The organism is Pantoea sp. SM3 (assembly GCF_000963995.1).
Classification (GTDB): domain Bacteria; phylum Pseudomonadota; class Gammaproteobacteria; order Enterobacterales; family Enterobacteriaceae; genus Pantoea; species Pantoea rwandensis_B.
Genome location: NZ_JZRD01000007.1, coordinates 99,356 through 118,591, shown reverse-complemented (window position 1 = coordinate 118,591; position 19,236 = coordinate 99,356). Strand labels below are relative to the sequence as shown.

At 54.3% G+C, this 19,236-nt stretch carries 18 protein-coding genes; 8 read left to right on the top strand and 10 right to left on the bottom strand.

What is annotated here, in order from left to right:
* Nucleotides 1-19: 19 nt before the first annotated feature.
* Entirely contained in the window at nucleotides 20-1,372 is a 1,353-nt protein-coding gene (gene gorA / locus VI01_RS04320) for a glutathione-disulfide reductase (RefSeq protein WP_045814104.1), read from the bottom strand.
* Nucleotides 1,373-1,498: 126 nt separating this feature from the next.
* Here gorA and rnz point away from each other — a divergent pair, with 126 nt between their 5' ends.
* Nucleotides 1,499-2,410, top strand: coding sequence for a ribonuclease Z (rnz, locus tag VI01_RS04315; protein ID WP_045814103.1), 912 nt, complete (start codon nucleotides 1,499-1,501; stop codon nucleotides 2,408-2,410).
* Here rnz and VI01_RS04310 read toward each other — a convergent pair.
* Both VI01_RS04310 and VI01_RS04305 read right to left on the bottom strand, forming a co-directional pair.
* The gene (locus VI01_RS04310; RefSeq protein ID WP_045814102.1) at nucleotides 2,407-3,222 is read right to left on the bottom strand and encodes a CPBP family intramembrane glutamic endopeptidase; all 816 of its coding nucleotides are present in this window, start codon (nucleotides 3,220-3,222) and stop codon (nucleotides 2,407-2,409) included. The two genes, rnz and VI01_RS04310, sit on opposite strands and share 4 nt — an antisense overlap.
* Before the next feature lie 62 nt (nucleotides 3,223-3,284).
* Complete coding sequence (locus tag VI01_RS04305; protein ID WP_045814101.1) at nucleotides 3,285-4,127, bottom strand: 23S rRNA (adenine(2030)-N(6))-methyltransferase RlmJ; 843 nt, start codon at nucleotides 4,125-4,127, stop codon at nucleotides 3,285-3,287.
* Between the two features lie 224 nt (nucleotides 4,128-4,351).
* Here VI01_RS04305 and prlC point away from each other — a divergent pair, with 224 nt between their 5' ends.
* Together prlC and rsmJ are read left to right on the top strand one after the other, a co-directional pair.
* Nucleotides 4,352-6,394: an oligopeptidase A gene (gene prlC, locus VI01_RS04300; protein ID WP_045814100.1), complete on the top strand. Its 2,043-nt coding sequence runs from the start codon at nucleotides 4,352-4,354 to the stop codon at nucleotides 6,392-6,394.
* 8 nt (nucleotides 6,395-6,402) lie between these two features.
* Nucleotides 6,403-7,152, top strand: a complete 750-nt coding sequence (rsmJ, locus tag VI01_RS04295; RefSeq protein ID WP_045814099.1) for a 16S rRNA (guanine(1516)-N(2))-methyltransferase RsmJ — start codon at nucleotides 6,403-6,405, stop codon at nucleotides 7,150-7,152.
* Between the two features lie 102 nt (nucleotides 7,153-7,254).
* On the opposite strand, the gene uspA is transcribed toward rsmJ, so the two are convergent.
* The gene (gene uspA, locus VI01_RS04290; RefSeq protein ID WP_045814098.1) at nucleotides 7,255-7,692 is read right to left on the bottom strand and encodes a universal stress protein UspA; all 438 of its coding nucleotides are present in this window, start codon (nucleotides 7,690-7,692) and stop codon (nucleotides 7,255-7,257) included.
* Nucleotides 7,693-8,113: 421 nt separating this feature from the next.
* On the opposite strand from uspA, the gene uspB reads away from it, so the two are divergent.
* Entirely contained in the window at nucleotides 8,114-8,449 is a 336-nt protein-coding gene (gene uspB / locus VI01_RS04285; protein WP_034819764.1) for a universal stress protein UspB, read from the top strand.
* Nucleotides 8,450-8,512: 63 nt separating this feature from the next.
* Here the strand turns inward: uspB and pitA are convergent, their stop codons facing one another.
* The gene (gene pitA / locus VI01_RS04280; protein WP_045814097.1) at nucleotides 8,513-10,012 is read right to left on the bottom strand and encodes an inorganic phosphate transporter PitA; all 1,500 of its coding nucleotides are present in this window, start codon (nucleotides 10,010-10,012) and stop codon (nucleotides 8,513-8,515) included.
* 243 nt (nucleotides 10,013-10,255) lie between these two features.
* On the opposite strand from pitA, the gene VI01_RS04275 reads away from it, so the two are divergent.
* Entirely contained in the window at nucleotides 10,256-11,440 is a 1,185-nt protein-coding gene (locus VI01_RS04275) for an NAD(P)/FAD-dependent oxidoreductase (protein WP_038649818.1), read from the top strand.
* A gap of 229 nt (nucleotides 11,441-11,669) precedes the next feature.
* Here VI01_RS04275 and VI01_RS04270 read toward each other — a convergent pair whose 3' ends face one another.
* Complete coding sequence (locus tag VI01_RS04270; RefSeq protein WP_045814095.1) at nucleotides 11,670-12,662, bottom strand: glycosyltransferase family 32 protein; 993 nt, start codon at nucleotides 12,660-12,662, stop codon at nucleotides 11,670-11,672.
* A gap of 282 nt (nucleotides 12,663-12,944) precedes the next feature.
* Here VI01_RS04270 and VI01_RS04265 point away from each other — a divergent pair, with 282 nt between their 5' ends.
* On the top strand, nucleotides 12,945-13,292 hold the full coding sequence (locus tag VI01_RS04265) for a hypothetical protein (protein WP_045814175.1): 348 nt from the start codon (nucleotides 12,945-12,947) through the stop codon (nucleotides 13,290-13,292).
* On the opposite strand, the gene VI01_RS04260 is transcribed toward VI01_RS04265, so the two are convergent.
* On the bottom strand, nucleotides 13,293-13,988 hold the full coding sequence (locus VI01_RS04260) for a cysteine hydrolase family protein (RefSeq protein ID WP_045814094.1): 696 nt from the start codon (nucleotides 13,986-13,988) through the stop codon (nucleotides 13,293-13,295).
* Nucleotides 13,989-14,076: 88 nt separating this feature from the next.
* Between VI01_RS04260 and VI01_RS04255 the strand changes: the two genes are divergently transcribed.
* Entirely contained in the window at nucleotides 14,077-15,078 is a 1,002-nt protein-coding gene (locus VI01_RS04255) for a GlxA family transcriptional regulator (RefSeq protein WP_045814093.1), read from the top strand.
* Nucleotides 15,079-15,275: 197 nt separating this feature from the next.
* Here VI01_RS04255 and VI01_RS04250 read toward each other — a convergent pair whose 3' ends face one another.
* Nucleotides 15,276-15,764: a helix-turn-helix domain-containing protein gene (locus VI01_RS04250; RefSeq protein ID WP_045814092.1), complete on the bottom strand. Its 489-nt coding sequence runs from the start codon at nucleotides 15,762-15,764 to the stop codon at nucleotides 15,276-15,278.
* 322 nt (nucleotides 15,765-16,086) lie between these two features.
* On the opposite strand from VI01_RS04250, the gene VI01_RS04245 reads away from it, so the two are divergent.
* Nucleotides 16,087-17,112 (top strand): alpha/beta fold hydrolase, encoded by a 1,026-nt coding sequence (locus VI01_RS04245; RefSeq protein WP_045814091.1) that lies wholly within the window; start codon nucleotides 16,087-16,089, stop codon nucleotides 17,110-17,112.
* A gap of 39 nt (nucleotides 17,113-17,151) precedes the next feature.
* Here the strand turns inward: VI01_RS04245 and VI01_RS04240 are convergent, their stop codons facing one another.
* Nucleotides 17,152-18,126 (bottom strand): diguanylate cyclase, encoded by a 975-nt coding sequence (locus VI01_RS04240; RefSeq protein WP_045814090.1) that lies wholly within the window; start codon nucleotides 18,124-18,126, stop codon nucleotides 17,152-17,154.
* A gap of 114 nt (nucleotides 18,127-18,240) precedes the next feature.
* Entirely contained in the window at nucleotides 18,241-19,218 is a 978-nt protein-coding gene (gene hemB, locus VI01_RS04235; protein ID WP_034819746.1) for a porphobilinogen synthase, read from the bottom strand.
* Between the last annotated feature and the right edge of the window lie 18 nt (nucleotides 19,219-19,236).

Sequence of the window (19,236 nt, the reverse complement as noted above, 5' to 3'; positions counted from 1 at the left end):
GCAAATGCCGCCCCATTCATCAACGCATGGTGACAAACTCTTCTGCCGCCGTCGGGTGAATCGCCACGGTGTTGTCGAAGTCTTTCTTGGTAGCGCCCATCTTCAGTGCCACTGCGAAGCCTTGCAGCATCTCATCCATACCGTTACCGATACCGTGAATGCCGACAATCTTCTCCTCCGCGCCGACACACACCAGCTTCATGCGGCACGGCTGGCGATGCTGGGTGACAGCGGTGTACATCGCGGTGAAGGAAGATTTATACACTTTCACCTGATCGTCGCCGTACTGCTCGCGCGCCTGCGGTTCGGTCAATCCAACGGTACCAATCGGTGGATGGGTGAATACCACGGTTGGCACATTGCTGTAATCCAGGTGCTCGTCGGGCTTGTTGTTGAACAGGCGTTCTGACAGACGACGCCCTGCGGCGACGGCCACTGGCGTCAACTCCACAGCACCGGTGTTGTCACCGACCGCATAAATGCCCTTCACGTTGGTGTTCTGGAACTTATCAACGTTGATATAGCCTTTGTCGTTCAGCGCCACGCCGGTCGCGGAGAGGTTGAGATTGTCGGTAGCCGGTTCGCGACCAATCGCCCACACCAGGCAATCGACGGTTTGCTCATGACCGCTTTCCAGTTGCAGCGTCAGGCTGCCGTCAGCGTTCTTGATCACCGCTTTTGGAATCGACTCGGTATGCAGCGTTGGGCCTTCGGCCTGCATCACTTCTACCAGCGTATCGACAATCAGCGGATCGAAGCTGCGCAGCGGCGCGTGTTTGCGCACAAACAGATGGGTTTCGGCACCCAGTGCGTTGACCACACCGGCCAACTCCACCGCGATATAGCCTGCGCCCACCACCGCAACACGCTTCGGCAGCGCATCCAGCTCGAAGAAGCCGTCAGAGTCGATACCGTATTCCGCGCCAGGTACTTTGGGATGGCTTGGACGGCCGCCGGTGGCGATCAGGATGTGATCGGCCGTGATGGTTTCGCCGTTCACTTCCACGGTATTAGCATCAATAAAGCGGGCGAAGCCTTTGATCACTTCAACGTTATTTTTACCCAGCACGTTATCGTATGAGGTATGAATACGGTCGATGTAAGCGCTGCGGTTTTTCACCAGCACTGACCAGTCAAAATGGTTCACGGTGGTATCGAAACCGTAGTCCGGGCCGTACAGGTGGATGGCTTCGGCAATCTGCGCGGCATGCCACATCACCTTTTTCGGCACGCAGCCAACGTTGACACAGGTGCCGCCCAATTCTTTCGCTTCGATCAGCGCGCATTTCTGGCCATGCATAGCTGCACGGTTAATCGAGGCGATACCGCCGCTGCCGCCGCCGATGGCGAGGTAGTCAAAATGTCTGGTCATCCGTTGTGTCCATCTGTTGGAAGAAAATTGGCATAGAGTGTAACGCTGCTTACACAAGCGGCGCAAAGTTTGCACCTATGATTATGATAGGGTTCTATTCAGGTTTCGCTTACATGGAAGAAAACTATGCATCTGACTTTTCTCGGCACCGGCGCGGGTGCGCCGAGCCTGCAACGTAACGTCACGGCGATTGCGCTGACGCTGTCAAAACGGGGCGATACCTGGCTGTTCGACTGCGGCGAAGCCACTCAGCACCAGTTTATGCGCTCTGCACTCAAGCCGAGCAAGCTGGAAAAAATCTTTATTACCCATCTGCACGGTGACCACATCTTTGGCCTGCCGGGTTTACTGACCAGCCGCTCAATGGCCGGGCTGCTGGAGCCGATGACGGTATATGGTCCGAAAGGCATCAAACAGTTCGTCGAGACAGCACTCAGCCTCAGTGGCTCTTACACCGGATTTCCGCTGGAGATCGTGGAAATTGAAGCGGGCGAAGTGCTGGATGATGGCGAGTTCCGCGTCATTGCCTATCCAATGAATCATGTGGTCGAGTGCTATGGCTATCGCATTGAGCAGCATGACAAGCCGGGCTTTCTTGATGCGCCACGACTGAAAGCAGAAGGCGTGCCGCGTGGGCCCTGGTATCAGGATTTGAAAGAGGGCAAATCCATCCGGCTAGAAGACGGGCGTGAGATTAATGGCGCGGCGTATCTTGGCCCGGCGACCAGGGGCAAAGTGGTGGCGATATTCGGTGATACCGGTCCGACCGAAGTGGCGCTTGAGCTGGCGGCTGGTGCGGATGTGATGGTACACGAAACCACGCTGGAAGCCGCAATGGCCGAAAAAGCCAATGGTCGCGGCCACTCCACCACGATTCAGGCTGCCGAAGTAGCAAAACTGGCAGGTGCAAAACGCATGATCGCCACGCACTTCAGTTCGCGTTATTTGTCGAGCGATCGGGAGAGACTGCTGGCGGAGTGCCAGTCGGTATTTGCAGCGACCGAGCTGGCACGGGATTTCGCGGTGTTCGAGATTTAATGCTGTAACGCCGGATAGGTGAAGAACAGCAGGTGCGTCATGTTGAACAGGAAGTGGACGCCGGTGGCGACCCACACGCGCCCGCTCCAGTGCCACGCCAGGCCGTAAATCAACCCGGCCAGAGTCGCGAAGACCACTAACATCATCCCGCCAGGGAAATGCGCCAGTCCAAACAGCACTGACGCAATCAACAGCGCCGCCACGCCACCGATTTTCTGGCGCAGGCGCTGTTGCACATAGCCGCGGAAGAACGCCTCTTCTGCCAGCGAGACAAAGAACAGGTTTGCCAGCATAAAGCTGCCGAGCCAGTCCGGCCAGTGTGGCTCAATCGCCAGTCCACCCAGCAGCACGGCGACGTACAGCAGCAGCGGGATTGCCGCCAATAACAGCAGCCACAGAATCTTGTGCGGTGCGGGAAATTTCTGCGTACGGAACAGCGTGGGCAACGCAGCCAGCAGCACAAAGGGAATCAGCGCTTTATCAAAGTTGTAGTAGAAGCTGAATGGCACACTGTTGGGGCCAACCTGCATCACCTCGATCTGGCGCGGGTTGTTAAAGCCCGGCAACAGGTGCAGGAACAGGCCGCCGGCGATCAACACCAGCAGTGCTTCGCTGATGAGCAGCACCGCACGGTTGGTGGGATTTTCCACCCGCACCCACGCCAGCAAAGCGATAGCACCTAAAATGGCGAGAGCAGGCCAGTCCAGCACATCCTGGAACAGGCCCATTATCGTCGCCAATAACAGCAGTAGTACGGCAAGGCGTTTGGCAGGCGACAGCACAGTGAGTGCGCCAGCCAGAATGATCCACATAAAGAGTGTCCTTAGAAGGGCAACGGCAAAGGGCGGCCGGGGAGCCGCACCCGATCAGCACGTTATTCTGGAACGATTTGCGTGACGCTGTAGTGACCAGTACCCGCCGGCACCAGCTTCTTATGCAGCCACGGCAACAGTTCTTCCATCTGCGCTTTCAGTTTCCACGGCGGGTTAATCACGATCATGCCGGAGGCGGTCATACCGCGTTGATCGCTATCCGGGCGCACCGCCAGTTCGATCTGCAGAATGTTGCGGATGTTGCTGGCTTCCAGGTCTTTGATCATGTGCTTAATTTGCTGGCGCAGCACCACTGGATACCACAGCGCATACACACCGGTGGCAAAGCGTTTGTAACCTTCCTGAATGCCTTTCACCACGTCCTGATAATCGCTTTTCATTTCGTACGGCGGATCGATCAGAATCAGACCACGGCGGCTCTGCGGAGGCAGTTTGGCTTTTAACTGCTGATAGCCGTCGCCACGCGCTACGCGTGCGCGCGCATCTTTACTGAATTCAGAACGCAACAGCGGATAGTCGCTGGAGTGCAGTTCGGTCAGCTCCAGCTTGTCCTGTTCACGCAGCAGGTAGCGGGCGATCAGCGGCGAGCCTGGATAGTAGCGCAAGGTGCCATGCGGATTGAGGTTGCGAACGGCCGTCAGATAAGGCTTCAGCAGTTCTGGCGCGTCCGGCTGCTGCCAGATGCGCGCAATGCCTTCCAGATATTCACCGGTACGCTCGGCGTGCTCTCCGCTCAGCTGGTAACGTCCGGCACCGGCGTGGGTATCCAGATAGAGGAAAGGTTTTTCCTTCTCCATCAGGGCGGTGAGGATCAGGCTTTCAACGGTATGTTTGAGCACGTCGGCATGGTTGCCGGCATGAAAACTGTGGCGATAACTCAGCATAAAAAAGAGGGGTCCGCGGTTGGATCAAAGGAGATAAAAAACATCGTGTGTGGCGCGATTATAGCCGCGCTGCGTAAAAATTGCTGACGTTTCGGCGCTCGCGCTTTTTTCTTTACCGGTCCATTCTCAGTAGCATTGATTTTCACGTTCACTGACCGCATGTTAGAAAGATTGCGTCGCGCCATTGCGCGCCACCCCCACTCCATGAAGAAAGGACTGCGCTTATGACCAATCCGTTACTCACCCCTTACACGCTTCCGCCGTTTTCCGCGATCAAACCTGAGCACGTGGTTCCTGCTGTGACTGAAGCGCTGAACAACTGCCGCGCTGAAGTTGAACGCGTTGTAGCACAGGGTGCACCTTACACTTGGGACAATTTAGTGCAGCCATTGGCGGAAGTGGATGACCACTTAAGCCGCATTTTCTCACCGGTGAGCCATCTCAACTCGGTGAAGAACAGCCCGGAACTGCGTGAAGCTTACGAGCAAACGCTGCCGCTGCTGTCCGAATACAGCACCTGGGTAGGCCAGCATGAAGGCCTGTATCAGGCTTATCGCGATCTGAAGCAAGGCGACAACTATGCTGCGCTGGATATCCCCCAGAAGAAAGCGGTGGAGAACGCACTGCGTGATTTTGAGCTGTCCGGTATCGGTCTCGATAAAGAAAAACAGAAACGCTATGGCGAAATCGCGGCGCGTCTGTCTGAACTCGGTTCGACTTACAGCAACAACGTGCTCGACGCCACCATGGGCTGGAGCAAGCTGATCACCGACGAAGCGGATCTGGCGGGCATGCCGGAAAGCGCGCTGGCCGCGGCGAAAGCGCAGGCCGAAGCCAAAGAGCAGGAAGGCTGGTTGCTGACGCTGGATATCCCAAGCTACCTGCCAGTGATGACCTACTGCGACAACGCGGCGCTGCGTGAAGAGATGTACCGCGCTTATTCAACGCGTGCTTCTGAGCAGGGTCCAAATGCCGGTAAATGGGATAACGGCCCGATCATGGGCGAAGAGCTGGCATTGCGTCACGAGCTGGCACAGCTGCTCGGCTTTGACTCCTTCGCGCATAAATCACTGGCGACCAAAATGGCGGAAAATCCGGCGCAGGTGATCGACTTCCTGACCGACCTCGCTAAACGTGCGCGTCCGCAAGGTGAGAAAGAGTTAGCCCAGCTGCGCGCCTTCGCCAAAAAAGAGTATGGCGTTGACGAGATGAATCCGTGGGATCTCACTTACTACGGTGAAAAACAAAAACAGCATCTGTACACCATCAGCGATGAGCAACTGCGTCCGTACTTCCCGGAAGAGCGTGCGGTGAGCGGTCTGTTCGAAGTGGTGAAACGCATTTATGGCATTACCGCCAAAGAGCGTAAAGACGTCGATGTTTACCACCCAGACGTGCGCTTCTTCGACCTGTTCGATGAAAGCGGCGAGCTGCGCGGCAGTTTCTATCTTGACCTGTATGCGCGTGAGCACAAGCGTGGCGGGGCGTGGATGGACGATTGCGTCGGTCAGATGCGTAAAGCCGACGGCAGCTTGCAGAAGCCAGTGGCGTACCTCACCTGTAACTTCAACCGTCCGGTACAGGGCAAACCTGCGCTGTTTACCCACGATGAAGTCACCACCTTGTTCCATGAGTTTGGGCACGGCTTGCACCACATGCTGACGCGCATCGAAGCGCCGGGCGTGTCGGGTATCAGCGGTGTACCGTGGGATGCGGTCGAGCTGCCAAGCCAGTTTATGGAAAACTGGTGCTGGGAGCCGGACGCGCTGGCGTTTATCTCCGGCCATTACGAGACCGGCGAACCGTTGCCGAAAGATCTGCTGGATAAGATGCTGGCGGCGAAGAACTATCAGGCGGCGCTGTTTATCCTGCGTCAGCTGGAGTTCGGCCTGTTCGATTTCCGTATGCACACCGAATTCAATCCGGAAAAAGGCGCGCAGATCCTTGAAACCCTGCGTGAAGTGAAGAAGCAGGTTGCCGTGGTGCCAAGCCCGGAGTGGGGCCGTTTCCCGCATGCGTTTAGCCACGTCTTCGCTGGCGGTTATGCCGCAGGCTACTACAGCTACCTGTGGGCGGATGTGCTGGCAGCGGATGCTTACTCACGCTTCGAAGAAGAGGGCATCTTCAACCGTGAAACCGGCCAGTCGTTCCTCGACAACATCCTGACGCGTGGCGGTTCCGAAGAGCCAATGGAGCTGTTCAAACGCTTCCGTGGCCGTGAACCACAGCTGGACGCGATGCTGGAACACTACGGAATTCAGGGATAAGCCTGCTTGTGAAAATCGGTTTAATCGATGAATCAGGCGCCGGAGACGGCGCCTTATTACATCTGGCGCAGCGCTGGGGCTTGCAGCATGACGATCAGTCCGTGATGGCACTGGTGCTCACGCCGGAACGCCTGGAACTGCGCAAACGGGATGAGCCTAAACTAGGCGGTATCTTCGTGGATTTTGTCACCGGTGCCATGGCGCATCGCCGCAAGTTTGGTGGCGGTCGCGGCGAGGCGGTGGCGAAAGCGGTGGGCATTAAAGGTGGCTATTTGCCGGACGTGATCGACGCGACGGCAGGATTGGGGCGCGATGCCTTTGTGCTGGCAGCGCTGGGTTGCCGGGTGCGCATGCTGGAACGCCATCCGGTGGTTGCGGCTCTGCTGGATGATGGTTTGCGTCGTGGCTATGAAGATGCGGAGATCGGCGGCTGGCTGCGTGAACGTCTGACGCTGCTGCATGTGGTGAGCCAACAGGCGTTAAGTGATATCACGCCTGCACCAGATGTGGTGTATCTCGATCCGATGTATCCCCATCGTCAAAAGAGCGCGATGGTGAAGAAGGAGATGCGGGTGTTTCAGTCGCTGGTCGGTGCCGATGATGACGCCGATGCGCTGCTGGAACCCGCTCGCCGTCTGGCGAAGAAACGTATTGTGGTGAAACGTCCGGATTACGCGCCGCCATTAGCCGGTGTTGCAACCCAATCGGCGGTGGTCACCAAAAGCCATCGCTTTGATATTTATCCGCCGTTGGTATGAGTCTGCCTGCTGGCATCGTGACGTAATTTATCGCGCGGGGTTTAAAGACGCGCGATGCATTACGCCACTACCAAGAAACCAGGGCCATTATTGGCCCTGTTTTTATTCGTCTTCTTCGTCACGCAGCGGCACAATCAGCATATCGATATGTACCGTGTTGATCAGCTGTCGCGCGGATGACATCAGCTTGCTCCAGAAATCCTGGTGGTGGCCACAGACCACTAAATCCACTTCATATTTCTTAATCGCATCCACCAGCACCTGGCCGAGATCGCCGCTGCCGCTCAGGGTTTCACTGATCGGATAACCGGCGTTGGTAGAAAGCTCTTTCAGCGCGGTGTGCGTCTCTTCAGAAATGCGTTTCTGCATGTCGCCCAAGTTAACGTCAATCAGCCCGGTGTAGAGGTCTGAATAGTTCACATCAACGTGGATCAGCGAGATTTTTGCATCATAAGGACGGGCCAGTGAAACGGCTTTATCAACCAGCAACTGGCTTTCCGGGGAAAGGTCTACTGCAATCAGGATGTGTTTATAAGCCATGATAAAACTCCTTCTCAAGATTCTGGGGCTACCTGAATTCCCGCCGCTCGGCGAGCGAAATCCTTTGCGCGAAACAGCGATGAAGCGCCACCAACCACAATTTATGCCCTGCAGGCGTTCTGTTCTTATGTGTTGAGTATAGCCAGAGTTGTTAACAAATGCTGCAATCCACGGCTCGCTTGTGAGGAAGATCAAGCGCTATCGCAATTTTCACTCGCGGTGAACGAAAATCATCGCTGGAAAAAAATTGAACAGATCTCCTACACTGAAAATGAGTGCCACTGCCGTCTGGGTAACGCGCTCGGGCTCGCATAACAACAATGCAATTCAATTCATCTGTGGCTGGTTAATTTCCCGTGGGGCGTCTACAGCATTTCCCCGCTGCCTTCGACGTCATTGCGGCTCCAGCTGGGAGGGGAACATGATCAGCACTATCGCGCTTTTTTGGGCTCTGTGTGTTGTTTGTCTGGTGAATATGGCGCGCTACTTCTCTTCTTTGCGCTCGCTATTGGCTGTGCTGCGCGGTTGCGATCCGCTGCTGTATCAATATGTGGATGGGGCGGGTTTCTTCACGTCTCATGGTCAGCCGAGCAAGCAGGTGCGACTGGTGCGTTATATCTGGGATAAACGCTATCGCGATCATCACGACGACGAATTTATTCGCCGCTGCGAGCGCGTGCGCAGGCAGTTTGTCTTGACCAGCGGGCTCTGTTTTTTGGTGGTGGTGAGTCTGGTTGGCCTGGCGATCTGGCATTAAATAGCGGCAATAAAAAAGGGCAACCTGTGTTGAACAGTCGCCCTCTTGTTTGCCGTTGACGGCTTAGATAATTTTCAGCGCGATCCAGTAGAGCGAACCTGACAGCACAATACACACCGGCAGGGTGAACACCCACGCCATGGCGATGTTTTTGATAGTGCGGCTCTGTAATCCCCCGCCATCAACCAGCATGGTACCGGCAACCGATGACGACAGGATATGCGTGGTCGAAACCGGCATTCCGGTATAGCTCGCGATACCAATCGACACGGCCGCAGTGACCTGCGCTGACATGCCTTGCGCATAGGTCATGCCTTTCTTACCGATTTTCTCACCGATGGTGGTCGCCACGCGACGCCAGCCAATCATGGTGCCAATGCCCAGCGCTAACGCCACAGCCATGATGATCCAGATCGGTGCGTACTCGACGGTGCCCAGCAAATCGCCCTTCAGCTTGTTGAGGAAGCGCTTATCGTCCGGGGTGGTCTCTGGCAGCTTCGCCGCTTTATCGGCCGTGTCCGAGACGCACATCAGCAGGCGACGCATCTGACTGCGCTGATCAACTGTCAGTTGGTCATAGCTGTTCAGATTGGTCAGCAAGAGTTGGGCACGATTAATAGCCTGTAGCGCACGGCTGCTATCGCAATGGAACTCATGCGGACCGCCCACAGATTCTTCCGGCGTTGGCACCGCTGGCGGCGCCATCTGGACGATATGCGTGAGTGAATCACTATGCTGCTGGTAATACTGCTCCAGATGATTGACCGCATCGCGCGTACGCGTGATGTCATAACCCGAAGCGTTCATGTTGACCACGAAACCAGCGGGTGCCACACCAATCAGCACGAGCATAATCAAGCCAATGCCTTTCTGACCATCGTTCGCACCGTGGGAGTAGCTCACGCCAATCGCTGAGACGATCAAGGCAATACGCGTCCAGAAGGGTGGCTTCTTCTTGCCATCGATCTTTTCACGGTCAGCCGGTGTCATATGGATGCGCGAACGTTTAGGGGTTCCGCTCCAGTAACGACGCAGGATGAAAATCAATGAACCCGCAATCACCAGACCGACAATCGGTGACAGAATCAGAGACAGGAAAATATTGATCACTTTCGGCAGGTTGAGTGCGTCAACGACCGAGGTGCCGGTCATCAGTGCATTGGTGAGACCAATACCGATAATCGCGCCAATCAAGGTGTGAGAACTGGATGCCGGCAAGCCCAGATACCAGGTGCCAAGGTTCCAGATGATGGCTGCCAGTAGCATGGAGAACACCATGGCGAGGCCATGCGCAGAACCTACATTCAGCAGTAAATCCGTTGGCAGCATATGCACGATGGCATAGGCCACGCTTAAACCACCCAGCAAAACGCCTAAGAAGTTGAAAACACCCGCCATCACAACCGCCAATTGCGCCCGCATCGCGCGGGTATAAATGACTGTAGCGACTGCGTTAGCAGTGTCGTGGAAACCGTTGATTGCCTCATAGAACAAGACAAACAGCAGAGCTAATACCAAAAACAGGCCGGTACTGAGGTCAAGACCAGCGAACAGATGTAGCATAAACGTTACGCCATTTTTTGGAGGACATGAACGCGGCGCATTATCGGCGACAACCCGCATGATGTGAAAGGAAAATATAGCCCTTTTTTGTCTTAAAATTGCCACAAACCCCGTCAGACAAGGTAAAAAGACTGAAAAATAAGCGAGTTACAATATGACACATTTACGGCATTTTTTTGACGCTGGCGCGAAATGCCGCAGATCTCTACAATCACCGCCTTTCAATTATGTGGATTAAGCACTGTGGACAAGTTTGACGTTATCGTAATAGGTGCAGGCGCTGCCGGCATGTTCTGTGCCGCGCAGGCAGGGCAGTTGGGTCGTCGTGTGCTGTTGCTGGATAACGGCAAAAAGGCGGGACGTAAAATCCTGATGTCCGGCGGTGGCCGCTGTAACTTCACCAATATGTACACTGAACCGGCGGCATATCTCTCGCACAACCCGCATTTCAGCAAGTCGGCACTGGCGCGTTACACCCAGTGGGACTTCATCGATCTGGTGAATCGCCACAAGATTGCGTATCACGAGAAAACACTTGGCCAACTGTTCTGCGATGATTCGGCGCAGCAGATTGTGGATCTGCTGTTAAAAGAGTGCGAAGACGGACAAGTCACCGTGCGTTTGCGCAGTGAAGTGCTAAGCGTGACGCGTGATGAAAATGGCTACAGGCTACAGCTGAATGGCTCCGAGGTGCAGGCAGAAAAGCTGGTGATCGCGAGTGGGGGATTATCGATGCCGGGTCTCGGGGCAACGCCGTTTGGCTACAAAGTGGCCGAGCAGTTTGGTTTGAAAGTCTTTCCGACGCGCGCTGCACTGGTGCCTTTCACCCTGCATAAGCCGTTGCTGGAGCAGTTAAACACGCTGTCGGGTGTGGCGCTGCCCACCACCATTACGGCGCAGGACGGCACGCTGTTTAAAGAAGCGATGCTGTTTACCCATCGCGGCTTGTCGGGTCCGGCGGTGCTGCAAATTTCCAGCTACTGGCAGCCAGGGGAATTTGTCACCATTAATCTGTCGCCGGAGACCTCGCTCGATGATTTCATCAACGTGCAGCGCGAGGCACATCCGAACCTCAGCCTGAAAAACAGCCTGGCGAAAATTTTGCCAAAGCGACTGGTGGAAGTGTTGCAGGAGTTGAAGCAGATCCCGGATGTCACCCTGAAACAACTCAACAGTAAGCAGCAGGCCGAGTTGGTCACCACGTTGCATCAGTGGCGCGTGCAGCCAAATGGCACCGAAGGCTACCGTACCGCCGAAGTGACGATGGGCGGCGTCGATACCACGCAGCTCTCTTCCAAAACCATGGAAGCGCGTGACGTGCCCGGCCTTTACTTCATCGGCGAAGTGGTGGATGTCACCGGTTGGCTCGGTGGATATAACTTCCAGTGGGCGTGGAGTTCAGCGTGGGCGTGCGCGCAGGCGCTGTAAAGTATCACGTCACCATTAATGGCGATGCTACTGCGCGAATACGAAGTTCAGCTTGATGGTGAGGTTACAGCGCTAATGCCTGGCGCTGCGTAACGGCGTCGCTACAGCACTAATGCTAGGTTTTGCCTGATAGCGACGTTGCAACCCACATCCACGGATTGGGGGGCGGCCACGAAACACCCCCCATTGCGCGTTTTTTTGCAGTGTGCGCATTGATGCGCACCTGGCATTATTGAGCGGCTTTACCCGCTAACGTCGCTGCAGGTGTCAGGTTTTTCGGCTGCTCGTGCAGCAATACTTGCCCCAGCAGGCTATCGCTGTTGACCACACCGTATTTCAGATGCGTCGCGATATATTTGCGGTCAAAGCTGGTGAGTTTGTACACCGGTGGCAACACCTCTGGTAAAGCATCCACCATCAGCATGCGGCTCAGTTTCACCGGACGCCAGCCGCTCAGCGTTTGATACAATAACGCCCCGGCTTCCGCTTTGCGTAAGTAGAAGTTGTAGTGATTCTCTTCCCGCAGCGCCTGCTGCTGAGCGATATACACCACCAGATAATCCGGCGTCTTGATGCCCTGCAGAATGGTGTCGTAGTTCGGCAGCGCCAATAATTGCTGGAAGAAGGCCTCGGAGCCTAACTCCACAATCGGGCGGAAGCAGTGCAGCCAGCGGCCGATAAAGGCATTGTTTTTCGGCGCGGCGAGAAACCAGGATTCCATCACCGGATAAGCGCAATCGCGGGTGGATTCCTCGCGATAAAAAGCGACCAGGTCATAACGCTCATCCGCATTCACCGCTAACAGCTCATCAAGGCTACGATTGAGGATAATGGTGGCATCCATCCAGATTCCGCCATAACGATGCAGCAGCTCCAGGCGAATCACATCGCTTTTGTGCGAAGCCCGCATCCCCGCGTGGACAAACTTCAGGTCGGGTAAATAGTCGTGCAGATTGAGATTGTTGATCACCGTCAGCGTATAGCCAGGGTTTTCACGGGCAATCTTGTCGACAAAAATCTGGACTTCAGCCGGGAGCTTTTCACTTTCCCAGTACATCCAGACCTGACGCGGAATGGGCGCAGGCGGATTAGCGCGAGCCTGCAAGTTAATATCCTGCTCGGCTGAGGGGTGGTAGGCGGGAAGGCGTTTGCGTGTGGTCAGTTTTTTTTCCGCCAGCAACGCCAGCGAAATCAAATGCATTTTAAGTTTATGGTTGGACATCATCATTCCTGTAACCCTGTCGGCCGCTATCCCAGCTTTTACCGCTTTAAGGCGAAAAACTGGCCCTGTAACAGCGGGCACGATGAAGCGCGAATCGCGCGAAAAGTGGCTCAAAATTAACAAACAGCGCCGAACTGCTCAATAAATAAACTCTGAAAACGTTACTTTAAGAGAATACGCAGGCGGCGTTCACTTGCCGTGCCGTTGCCGTGGGTGTTTAAGGGCTGTTAACCGATGAATCTGTTAAGATCGCCGCGTTTTTTCAAACAGGCCCATGATTCCATGTTCAAACTTAAATTCCTTCTGCCCGTGCTTATCGTCATCAGCGCGGCTGTCTGGTGGCTGATGCCGCACTATAGCGATGAAGACAAAGGCTATTACATCGCCATGTTCTGCACCTTGACCCATGACGGGCGCGACAACTCACCCCAGGCAATGCAGCAGATCATTGAAGGCAGCAACTCGGACTATGCGCTGCAGAAAATTCATTTCCAGTCAGGTCTGGCACAACATCTGCAAAGCGTGTGGCAGGATTTGTCAGTGGGGCAGCAACAGCAGGCGCGGCAGGACAGTCTGTCCTGCCGCAAGGTGATGTCTGAAAAGTTATTACCGGGTAAAGCAGTGCAGTGATTAATGAACGGGCAGCGCTAATACCGCGTCGGTGGTTTTGATCTCGGCAAACACATCAGCAACGCCTGCCAATGCGCTCTGCTGCAGCACCTTGTGATCGACCACCTTGTTATCCCAGGTCGCCAGATCGCGCGTGGCGGTGGCATCTTCCGGGATGATGACCGAGTAGCCAAGCGGTACGGCATCACGTGCGGTGGACGACACGCACATATGGGTCATCAAACCGGTGACAATTAACTGCTTGATGCCCAGACTGTCGAGTTGTTGTTTCAGATCGGTTCCCACAAAAGAACTGGGTGTGGCTTTGGTAATGACACGATCATTTTTGCCCGGCTGCAAATCCTTGTGGAATTCAGCGAAGCGGCTGCCTTTGGCGAACAGCGGGCCATCTGCCGCGCCTTCATGGCGGACGAAGAACACTGGCATGCCATGCTGGTGTGCAAACTCAACCAGGCGCTTACTGTTTTGCAGCGCTTTCATGCCGTCTGGAATGGGCATTTTGCCGCCAGCGAAGTATTCGTTCTGAATATCAATCACGATGACCGCGGTTTGATTGGCTGTCAGCTGGCTGGTGGCGGTGGCACCGCTCATTGTACGAATGGTCGGTGCATTTTCAGCTTTGTGTTCTTCGGCAATAGCACTGCCAGAAATTGCCATCGCTAATGCTAAGGTTCCTGAAGCAAAAAAATTTTTCATCGCTAATAATCTCTTTGAGTGAGAAGTCAGGGTGACTTCCGATGCACAGCAGTATGGCGATTGTGCCGAAAGTGAAGGAGTACTGCGCATGACAAATAACGTTCACTTTGCGCCAAAAATGGCGCACCGGGATGCGCCCATCAAGGTCGGTATTGTGGTGTTTGACGACATCATCCCGTTTCATCTTTCCGTTCCCTGTGCGGTGTTTGAGAAGGCGGAACGCGAAGATGGCCGAGCTTGCTACCGGTTAATGATCTGTGCCACCCACGCCGGTCCGCTCCGCACCAACAGCGGTTTTTCGATTGTCGCGGAGCATGAACTGGCTATGCTGGCCGAAGCGGATATGGTGGTGGTGCCCAGCTGGAGCGATCCTGCCGTTGCGCCACCGCCCGCGTTGTTGCAAGCGTTACAGCAGGCTGCCCTGCGTGGTGCTCAGATTGTTGGCTTGTGTCTTGGCGCCTTTGTGCTGGGAGCCGCTGGCTTGCTGCAACAGCAGCGCGCCACGACACACTGGCGTTGGATGAGTGATTTTGAACGGCTTTACCCCGATGTGACGATTGATCGTGACGTGTTGTATATCGACGAAGGGCAGATTGTGACCTCAGCGGGCACTGCAGCGAGTATCGATTGCTGCCTGCATCTGGTGCGTGAACAGTGTGGAGTGGATGTGGCCAATAGTGTGGCGCGCATGCTGGTGGTACCGCCGCATCGGCAGGGCGGCCAGGCGCAATATATTGAGCAGCCGGTCTATCACTCGGCGGGCAACGATCGATTTATGTCGGCGCTCAGTTGGGCCACCGAAAATTTGCAGCAGGCCCTTACGCTGGATCAGTTGGCGGAGAGAGCGTTGATGAGCCGTCGCAGTTTTACGCGCCGTTTTAACCAAACCACCGGCAGCTGTTTCAGTGATTGGTTAGTGAACCAGCGCCTGGCATTGGCGCAGCGATTTTTGGAAAAAACCGACCAACCGGTTGAGCTGATCGCTGAAAAAGCCGGATTCTCTTCGCCGTTGATGTTAAGACGACATTTTAAAAAGAATTTGAATACGTCTCCGTTACAATATCGGAAAACATTTCGTGGTCGGATGTGAATTAATGGTTTGTAAATCAACCTATTGATAATAATGCATTGAAAATAGGGCGGCTAAAATTATTCCCGAATCATTTTTGACAGGCTATCTGATGAGAAGACTATTTCAGCGTGATCAATGAGGGTTATTCTTAACAACGGATGGCGAACCATCCGTTGTTATGCAAATCCTGCAAAGAAAAATAGTTACGCGGTTTATTAACGCATCACACAATCAATGCGTGAGGGAAATTGACCTGAACGTAGCGATGGCGCTCTCACCTCTTTCATTTTCTCACTGCTGTTAAATCCATGCTTACGGCAAATCACGCAGGGATCAGTACTCTCTTTCAATTGCTGCTTGGCTTCGCTCCCCAGCTGACGCTTACGGCAGTAGAGTGGGGTGCAACCCATCACTTGCTTAAAGGAGCGAGTGAACGATTGCTGGCTTTCAAAATGGTATTTTACGGCCAGGCTGATGATCGGTGCGTTGCTGTATTTCAGCTCGCTGACACAGCATGCCAGTTTCTTTTTACGGATATACCGTGCCAGTGTTTCATTATGATAGCGGGCAAATAATTTCTGCAAATACCATTTGGAATAACCCGATTTCACGGCGATATCATCAATGCTTAAGCGCTGATCCAGATTGTCCATAATCCATTTGGTCACCGAATCAATAACCCCTTCGTTGTATTTTTGCGGCATCTTTTTGATCCTCCATTAACTGGGCACAGTGTAAAATAATTAATCTTTCCATTCATCCGATTAACGTAAAGTTTTATAAGGAATTGGCTGTTTTATTATTTGTCATCAAGACTGGTCTTGCTTTTAGTGAAATAAAGGCCGTTTTTGTTGAACCGATGTTGAATATTTAACGTAATCACGTACGTTATTTTTAACTCAAATTTTCCATCGCTTTGCCAGGCTTAACAGTTAGAGAAAACGTGGCGCTGGCACACCTCATCAATACGTCCTGGCGATTAACGTGCCAGACTGATGGTTTTTTCATAGCTCAGGAGCAATGCGCATGGCTTTTCGTTTCCCGATAAAACAGTCACTTGCCGTGATTTTGACGGCGATGGCAGCGCTACCCACCCCCTCTGCATTGGCGGCCAATGTGTATGGCGAACAGCTTGAAGGTTTTCATTACCCTTACACACTCGAGCATTTTAATTTCTCCTCTCAGCAGCAACCGCTGAGCATGGGGTATATGGATGTCAAACCCGCGCAGCAGGCCAATGGTCAAACGGTGGTGCTACTGCACGGTAAGAATTTTTGTGGTGCGACCTGGGAAGACACCATCAAAGCGCTTAGCCAGCAGGGATATCGGGTCATTGCGCCGGATCAGATTGGCTTTTGCAGCTCGACGAAACCTGCCAACTACCAATACAGCTTCCAGCAGCTGGCGCTGAATACCCATCAACTGTTAGCGCATCTTGGCGTGGCTAAAGCGGTGATGGTCGGGCATTCAACCGGTGGGATGCTGGCGACGCGCTATGCGCTGATGTATCCACAGCAGACACAGAAGCTGGTGCTGGTGAATCCGATTGGGCTTGAGGATTGGAAAGCCAAAGGCGCGCCGTGGCGCTCGGTGGATCAGTGGTATCAGCGCGAACTGAAGCTCAGTGCGGCGGGCATTAAAAAGTATGAGCAGACGACTTACTACAGCGGTCAGTGGAAGCCGGAGTACGACAAGTGGGTGGATATGCTGGCAGGGCTCAACAACGGGCCAGGCCACAAGAAGGTGGCGTGGAACTCTGCGCTCATTTACGACATGATTTTCACCCAGCCAGTCTATTACGAATTCAAAGACCTGAAAGTGCCGACAACGCTGATGATCGGAACCGCCGATACCACCGCGATTGGCAGCGATATCGCTCCCGCTACGGTCAAAGCGCAGCTAGGTCATTACAATGTGTTGGGCAAACAGGTGACAAAGATGATTCCGGGGGCACATTTAATTGAGTTCCCAGGTATGGGGCATGCGCCGCAGATGGAAGAGCCGCAGAAGTTTAATCAGACACTGATTAGCGATCTGGCGCGTCCACAGTAAGATGCGGTGGCAGAGGGGCGTGCTTATCACGCCCTGGCATTACTGTGCCTGCTTTTTTTTGCCGTTTTTGGCTTTGTACATCCGCGCATCGCTGCCTTCCAGCAGCTGTTCCAGCGACAGCGGATGGTCGGGGTCAAACTCCACGATGCCTGATGAGAAGTGCAGTGCGTAGCGGCGGTCGAGATCCTGAGTTTGCTTTTGCAGGAAGCCATCAAAGCGCGCCAAAACGCCCTCAGCATCGGCCTGCTGTAAGCCGTTAAACAGCACCACAAACTCATCGCCACCCAGGCGCGCAAAGATATCAGCGTGGCGGAAACTCACTTTCATCGCATCCGCAAAATCCATCAATGCACGATCCCCCTCGCGGTGGCCGAGCGTATCATTGATGGCTTTAAAACGGTCGAGGTCGAGGAAGGTCAGACTGGCCGGGAGTTGTTTGGCTTCGCACTCATTCAGCGCAAGCTGTCCCAGCGTCATAAACCCACGTCGGTTGGTGATTTGCGTGAGTTCATCCGAGGTCGCTGTCTGGAACGCCACTAATTCTGCTTCGGCCATCGCGGCCAAATCGCGCAGCGTATTCATATCATCCGCATTGAATTCGCGCGCATGGTGGTCGACGATACAGAGCGTGCCCACTTTGGCACCTGCGGGCGTACGCAGCGGACAACCGGCATAGAAACGCACGGGATTCTCTGAGGTATTCACCAACGGATTATCGTGGAAGCGCTCATCTTCGAGGGCGTTTTCCACCACCATCACATCGTCTTGCAGGACGGCATGACCACAGAACGACGTATTACGGGGTGCGGTCGCCGCGCTTTGGCCTGCGATGGATTTGAACCACTGGTGGTCTTCCTCCAACAGGCTAACCAGCGCAACCGGCACGCCGAATAAACGACGGGCAAGGCGGGTTAAACGGTCAAAACGCTCTTCTGCAGGCGTGTGCAGAATGTTGAGCGCACGTAACTGGGCCAGACGACGTGACTCGTCCGCAGGCAGTGCAGGTGCTTTCATCGCGTTACTCTTTCTTTTGATTTATTCGGGTACAACTTCACTGGTGTTTTGCTGCCATAACGGCATAAAGCGCTTAGCAACGGTTGCGATATCCATTGCTAAGCGTAACGATTATCAGAGCACTTTTTGCTCGGCAAGATCAAGGGCAAAATAGCTGAAAATCAGGTCAGCACCGGCACGTTTAATCGCACCAAGACTCTCCAGAACCACATTACGTTCGTCGATGGCACCCGCCTGCGCGGCGAATTTGATCATCGCGTATTCACCACTCACCTGGTACGCAGCCAGCGGTAGAGTAGTGCGTTCGCGAATATCGCGCAGGATGTCGAGGTAAGCACCCGCCGGTTTTACCATCAGTGAATCGGCCCCTTCGGCTTCATCGATCAGGGACTCGCGAATCGCTTCACGGCGGTTCATCGGATTCATCTGATAAGTTTTACGATCGCCTTTTAATGCCGTTCCCGCTGCTTCCCGGAACGGACCGTAGAATGAAGAGGCGAACTTGGTGGAGTAAGACATGATGGCCGTATCGGTGAAGCCTGCGGCATCCAGTGCCTGACGAATGGCTTTCACCTGACCATCCATTGCCGCTGAAGGGGCGATAAAATCCGCACCGGCTTGCGCGGCGACCACGGCTTGTTTGCCGAGGTTAATCAATGTCTGGTCGTTATCCACGCCGTGATCGCACAGCACGCCACAGTGGCCGTGGCTGGTGTATTCACAGAAGCAGGTATCGGACATCACGATCATTTCTGGCACGGTGTCTTTGCAGATACGCGACATACGCGCCACCAGGCCATTCTCATTCCATGCATCGCTGCCGGTCGCATCCGTGTGATGCGAGATACCGAAGGTCATCACTGAGCGAATACCGGCTTTGGCGATGCGCTCAATTTCATAGGCGAGACGTTTCTCAGGAATACGCATCACACCCGGCATGGCGTTAATCGGCACGTAATCGTCCACGCCCTCTTCAACAAAGATTGGCAGGGCCAGATCGCTCAGACGAAGGTGGGATTCCTGGAACATTTCACGCATTGATGCGCTTTTGCGCAGTCTTCTTGGACGTTGGAGAAGATTGAATTCAGACATGTTCGTACAACTTTTGCT